We start from the raw sequence: 5,704 nt of genomic DNA, 5'->3' as shown, positions 1-5,704 counted from the left end.
CACAATATCGTTTTTTATCACTGTTGTTAAATTTACAGAAATTTTTTCGCAGGGCCGAATCCTAAGACGGATTTTATGCCATTATCCAGTTAATTTTTACGTAAGTTTTTGCTATTCTGCTATTAATCTAATAAACTATGTTATGCCCCATAGCAAGAACCGCCACAGTTATTATTTTACTGTGGCGGTTCTCGATTGTATTTTTAAAGGATCTGGCTAAACTCAATCACTTCACGATTCGGTCCTGTGATTTTGAAAAACTTTACACCATTCTCCCAAAACGGCAGAAAATGAATCGTATCCTTCTGATTATTCAGACCCAATGAACAGACTTCTTGATAAGCTGCTTCGATATCCTTGACATCGATTGCTAGATGATCCCACGCTCCAGTCTGCATTGGTGCCTGATGATTTTCATAAATTTCCAGCATCAGATTTCCCAACTGCAAAAACGCAACTGCTTCTCCTGCCTCTTCATTATAAGTACGAAGAGCTACCGCAAATCCAAGTTTTTCATAAAAGGCAACCGTTTCCGCTAAATCATTCGTCGGAAAACCCAGATGCTGAAATCCCGTTGCATTGTCCTGTAACTTCATGCTCATAACCTCTCTTCTTTCAATTGTTCCAGTGTCTGTGCCATGTCCGGCATCGCCGGAATTGCACCGTGTTTCTGGACACAGACACTTGCCACTGCATTTCCAAAGTCTGCAAACTTTGCCGCTTCTTCTGTCGTGATCGTTTCCGATGCTTTTTCGCAGCGGCTGAACTGAAACAAGAATCCACCCCAAAAGGCATCGCCTGCACCAGTCGCATCTACCGCCTTGTTCTGGAATCCTTTTACCAGCTGTCCGCCCTGTCTGGTCTGGACGTAGGCACCTGTTTTTCCAAGTGTTACGACCACTATTTTTACACCGCTCTGCATCAGAAGTTCCGCAGCTTTCTGATAGTCGCTCTCACCAGTGAGCAGCATGGTTTCTTCCTCTGAAATCTTCATCAGATCTGCGTACTGTACCATGCTCCGCATCTGCTTTTTGGCAAGTTCCTCCGATTTCCAGAGAGAGGCACGATAATTCGGGTCATAAGAGATCACACATCCAGCTTCTTTTGCTTTCTGTACAGCAAACAGGGTGGTACTGCGTACCGACTCATCTGTCAGTGAAATCGAACCAAGATGCAAAATTCTGCTGTTGCGAATCAGTTCCAGCGGAACTTCCTCTTTTTCCAGCATCTTATCTGCACCATGATTTCGGGCAAAGGAAAATTCCCGTTCTCCGTCTGGCTTGACATCTACAAACGCCAAAGTGGTAAAATAATCATCACTTAATATAAAACCTGTACTATCAATGCCGCAGTTATCAAGGGTTTCTTTGAGAAATCTGCCGTGCATATCATTTCCGGCTTTGCCGATAAAGGCAGTTCTTGCGCCAAGCTTCGCCATAGCTGCCATGACATTTGCCGGTGCACCGCCTGCATTCTGAGCAAATATTCTTTGTCCCTGCTCATTCCTGCCCTGCATGGTAAAATCAATCAGCATTTCTCCTAAAGCTGTTACATCAAACATTTGTATTGCTCCTTTCCTTGATTTCAGCTACAATTTTGTTATAGGATTTCTTGTTCAGTCTGTAGAAAAACAGTGCAATGGCCGTAACGATCCAAAGTATTCCCGGAATGGTAGAAAAGCTGTGTTTCATAATCGAAAGCACATTTTCATTCTGCTGCATATTTGCCTCAAAACCAGTTGCACTCAGTACTGCTGCAAGAACAGATGTACCGATTGCCATTCCGATTTTATTTCCAAGAGAGATAAATGCATACTGGAAACCGTCATTGCGGACACCGGTTTTCCATTCTCCATATTCTACACAGTCGGGAATAATGGCATAAATAGCTGTGTTAAAACCTGCAAAGAAAAACTGTGTCAGACCAGAACAGATATAGAACGGAACCAGTGTCTTTACGGGGCTGAACAGATACAGTGACAGCATACATACACCTGTTCCAAGTGCTAATATAGAGGCAGCTCTGCCTTTATTTCCTGTCCATCTGAAAATAATAGGAAACAGTCCGGCACCGATAATTGATGGAATAATAATTGCCATGGAATAAGTAGTAAACAGGGATTCAGTCCCCTCCACATACTTAAAATAGTACAATGCATCAGCATTTCTTCCATAGAGTGTTACACCAAACAGGAACTGTCCCAGTAATGCCAGCAGATAGGGCTTATTCTGAAGCACAGTCTGAATTTGCAGCTTTATGGGTATTTTCTTCTTTTCCGGAATGGTTACTGCTTCCTTTGTCTTAGCAAAGCAGAAAATATGACAGGCAGCAAAAATCGCACCATAAAGTACAGCTACCAGCAGATAACCACGCTTATCGCTGCCGCCGCCCAGTTTGGAAATCAAGGGCAGTGTGATAATATTGATAATACCGATGGCAATCATGGCACTGACGGAACGGAAGGTATTAATTTTTGCACGTTCTTCAATGTTCTGTGTCATAGCACCACAGAGAGTTCCATATGGAATATTGACACAGGTATAACCCAATACCAGGATACAATAGGTTATGGTCATATACACTATTTTGGCAGTGCTGCTCCAGTCCGGATGAGTCCAGAAGGAAATCATCAGCACAATTGCAGTCAGCGGTGCTGCAATGAGCAGCCAGGGACGATAACGTCCCCAGCGAGTATTGGTTCGGTCGGTCAGACTGCCTACAATGGGATCATTGATAGCGTCCCAGAAGCGTGAGAACAGCATCAATGCAGCAACAGCACTCATACTGATACCGAATACATCGGTATAAAAAATCATAAGGAAATTACCAACGAACATCCAGCTGAAATTACAGCCTACATCGCCCATACCATAAGCAAATTTACTGATAAAGGGTATTTTCAGATTGGTATCATTCGCTTTCATGTCGTATTCCTCCAGTCTGCATTATTCCTGCACGTTAATGATCACCTTCATGGTTGTCTCTCTGTTGGCATCAATATACTCATACGCTGCCTTGTAATCCTGAAACGAAAAGTGTTTAGAAATCAACGGCTTGAGCGCAACCTTGTTTTCGTTAACCAGACGGATCGCCTCAATATAATCCTCGTTCCGATACATCATTGAGGTGTTCAGGTCAAGCTCATGATCATTCAGTACAGCAAGGTCAATCTCTGCCATACCGGCAAATACAGCTACAAGAATAATTGTACTGCCTTTTCTCGCATACTTTATCGCCTGACCCATGGTGATATTGTTTCCTGCACAGTCGTAAATCACATCTGCCTTATCCGGTCCGAAATTCTCCAGCATCGCCTCGCCGAAATCCTTTTCTTTCGTATTGATGCAGAAATCAACACCGCATTCTTTTGCCTTTTCCAGACGAAGGTCACTGACATCAGTTATCATTACACTTTCAGCGCCCAAACCTTTTGCTGTCTGTGCTACCAGAATTCCAATTGGACCTGCACCCAGAACTGCAATTTTCATACCCTTGACATCGCCTGCACGTTTAACTGCATGCACAGCAACTGCCAACGGTTCGATCATTGCTCCCTCGTCATAAGACATATCTTCCGGAAGTGCTGTTGCCTTTGCAGCATCGACAGCAAAAAATTCGGAAGCTGTACCTGTTGTCTGGAATCCCATAACCTTGAGTTCTTCACAGAGATTGTACTTGCCGTGACGGCAGGGATAGCACTTTCCGCATACCACCTGCGGCTGAATCGTTACTTTTTGTCCTACTGTAAATCCTGTTACTTTTTCTCCGAGCTTTACAATTTCGCCGGACACCTCATGTCCCTGTGTAACCGGATAAGAGGTAAACGGATGCTTTCCATGATACACATGGATATCCGAACCGCACACACCGATTTTCATAATCTTCACCAGAACCTGATCTGCTTTGATTTCCGGCACCGGAACCTCGTTGAATGTGATTTCCTTTGGATTTGTCATAACCTGCTGTAACATAACAATCGCTCCTTTTTCATATCAAATTTTTCGCTCATTTTTTCGTTTTATAATTACTTTTATAAAACGCTTTATGTAACTGACTACAGTATACACTACATCTTTGTATTTGTCAATAGCTTTTGTCGAAAAAATACAGTTTCTCTTTTTCTTACAAATACAAGGTTTCTGTTTTGCACAAAGTGCACAAAAAAAGCCCCGAGCAATACCCGGGACATTACGTTTATAAATTGTCTCACAAAGAATTCAGATAAGAATCAAAGAAATACATTGCTGCACCGATAGCAGATGCTTCTCGTTCATAGGTACAATTTTTCAGATATAATGTGTCGTTTTCAAACATATTATACTGTACTGCCTTACGGCTCAGTTCCGGCATATATTGTTTCAAATAACCGCCCACATAACCTCCGAGCATAATATCACAGTCAAATGCCATTCTCAGATTGGTAATCAGAACAGCAAGGTAATCCAGATAGTTGTCCCACGCTGTCTGAATTTCTGTATCGCCGTCTTGCAGACATTCAAAAAAGTCCTCTAAGGAATCTGCATATTTCAGAAGAACTGTGGCTGAGCAATATGCGTCAGCACAGCCTTTTTTTCCGCAGTAACAGGTTTTTCCATTGAATTCTACGATCATGTGTCCGAATTCGGCACTCCGGCGATGATTGCCTTCAAAAATTTTTCCGTTCAGGTAAATTGCTCCGCCAACGCTATTGCTAAGAGAAAGGTATATCATATCCGTGTCAATATGATGTGTTTCCGCGAACAGCGCACTATTGGCATCATTTTCATATGAAACGGGAAATGGAATTCTTTGACTGAATGGTTTCAGATTCATATGGTTCTGTTTCAACACATGAGAACGTACAAGAACATTATCGTGTTTATTTATGATTCCGGGCAAGGAAAATCCCACACCAAGAATTTTTTTCCTATCAGCATCTGTATCACGCAAAAATGTTTCCAGATTATCGGCAACACTTTGATAATACGCAGAATCGTTTGCAAATACGGATTTCATTCGCTTTTTCGCAATCACTTTTCCACAAAGATCCATAAGGACATAACTGATATGATTGGCAGTTATATCAATTCCCACAGCTGTTCTGAATTGTTCTGCAATAGACAGAACGGCTGCCTTTCTTCCGCCGGTGGACTCATATTTTCCAGTTTCTATTACCAGTCCGTTTTGAACAAGTTCTTTTACGTTCTGCAAAACTGTAGGCATACTGAGGCCCAATTCAGATGCAATTTCCTGTTTGGAGGTTTCACCTTTTTTCAGGATAAATTTTGCAATTTTTCTCTGGTTAAAATTGTTTTCCTTTCTCTGCATATGATCACTTCCGCTCTTTTTTCAATGGTTTTATAAAAGTATACATCATTTGCGGGGAAAAATCAAGTGTATTTTAATGAAACGAAAAAATTGCGCAAAAAGATAGGACAACAGCCCCCAAAAAGAGTTGTAATGAACTTGTGACCTACAAGACAAAAGAGAGTTGTCCTATGAATACAAGTACACACTATTCTGAAGAGATTTACAAGAGCCTAGTACTTTGTAACATTTAAATATTGCATAAAATATTAATGTGTGGTATAATAGTCTTATCACCAGAAAAGGAGATTTATTATGCCAACTACAAAATATATTATTGAGTTAACAGAGGCAGACCGTAAGTACCTCACAGATATTGTTAAGAAGGGGAATTCTCCTGCAAGAACCATTATGAGAG

5 protein-coding genes are annotated in these 5,704 nt (G+C 41.6%); all 5 read right to left on the bottom strand.

Annotation, left to right across the window (positions count from 1 at the left end; all coding sequences use genetic code 11):
* Positions 1 to 203: 203 nt before the first annotated feature.
* The 5 genes from DXB92_RS12755 to DXB92_RS12735 all read right to left on the bottom strand — a co-directional run bounded on the left by DXB92_RS12755 (position 204) and on the right by DXB92_RS12735 (position 5,307).
* Positions 204 to 596: a VOC family protein gene (locus tag DXB92_RS12755; RefSeq protein ID WP_117734175.1), complete on the bottom strand. Its 393-nt coding sequence runs from the start codon at positions 594 to 596 to the stop codon at positions 204 to 206.
* A gap of 2 nt (positions 597 to 598) precedes the next feature.
* The gene (locus DXB92_RS12750; RefSeq protein WP_117734174.1) at positions 599 to 1,561 is read right to left on the bottom strand and encodes a carbohydrate kinase; all 963 of its coding nucleotides are present in this window, start codon (positions 1,559 to 1,561) and stop codon (positions 599 to 601) included.
* The gene (locus tag DXB92_RS12745; RefSeq protein ID WP_117734173.1) at positions 1,554 to 2,924 is read right to left on the bottom strand and encodes an MFS transporter; all 1,371 of its coding nucleotides are present in this window, start codon (positions 2,922 to 2,924) and stop codon (positions 1,554 to 1,556) included. The genes DXB92_RS12750 and DXB92_RS12745 overlap by 8 nt, the downstream gene beginning before the upstream one ends.
* A gap of 21 nt (positions 2,925 to 2,945) precedes the next feature.
* Positions 2,946 to 3,971 carry an alcohol dehydrogenase catalytic domain-containing protein gene (locus tag DXB92_RS12740; RefSeq protein WP_117734172.1) on the bottom strand — a complete coding sequence of 342 codons (1,026 nt, stop codon included), beginning with the start codon at positions 3,969 to 3,971 and terminating at the stop codon, positions 2,946 to 2,948.
* Between the two features lie 235 nt (positions 3,972 to 4,206).
* Entirely contained in the window at positions 4,207 to 5,307 is a 1,101-nt protein-coding gene (locus tag DXB92_RS12735; protein ID WP_117734171.1) for an ROK family transcriptional regulator, read from the bottom strand.
* Positions 5,308 to 5,704: the final 397 nt, after the last annotated feature.

This window comes from Ruminococcus sp. OM06-36AC, from assembly GCF_003438725.1.
Taxonomy (GTDB): Bacteria; Bacillota; Clostridia; order Oscillospirales; family Ruminococcaceae; genus Ruminococcus_C; species Ruminococcus_C callidus.
The sequence above is the reverse complement of the archived record's forward strand: the minus strand, read 5'-3'. Positions and strand labels throughout refer to the sequence as shown.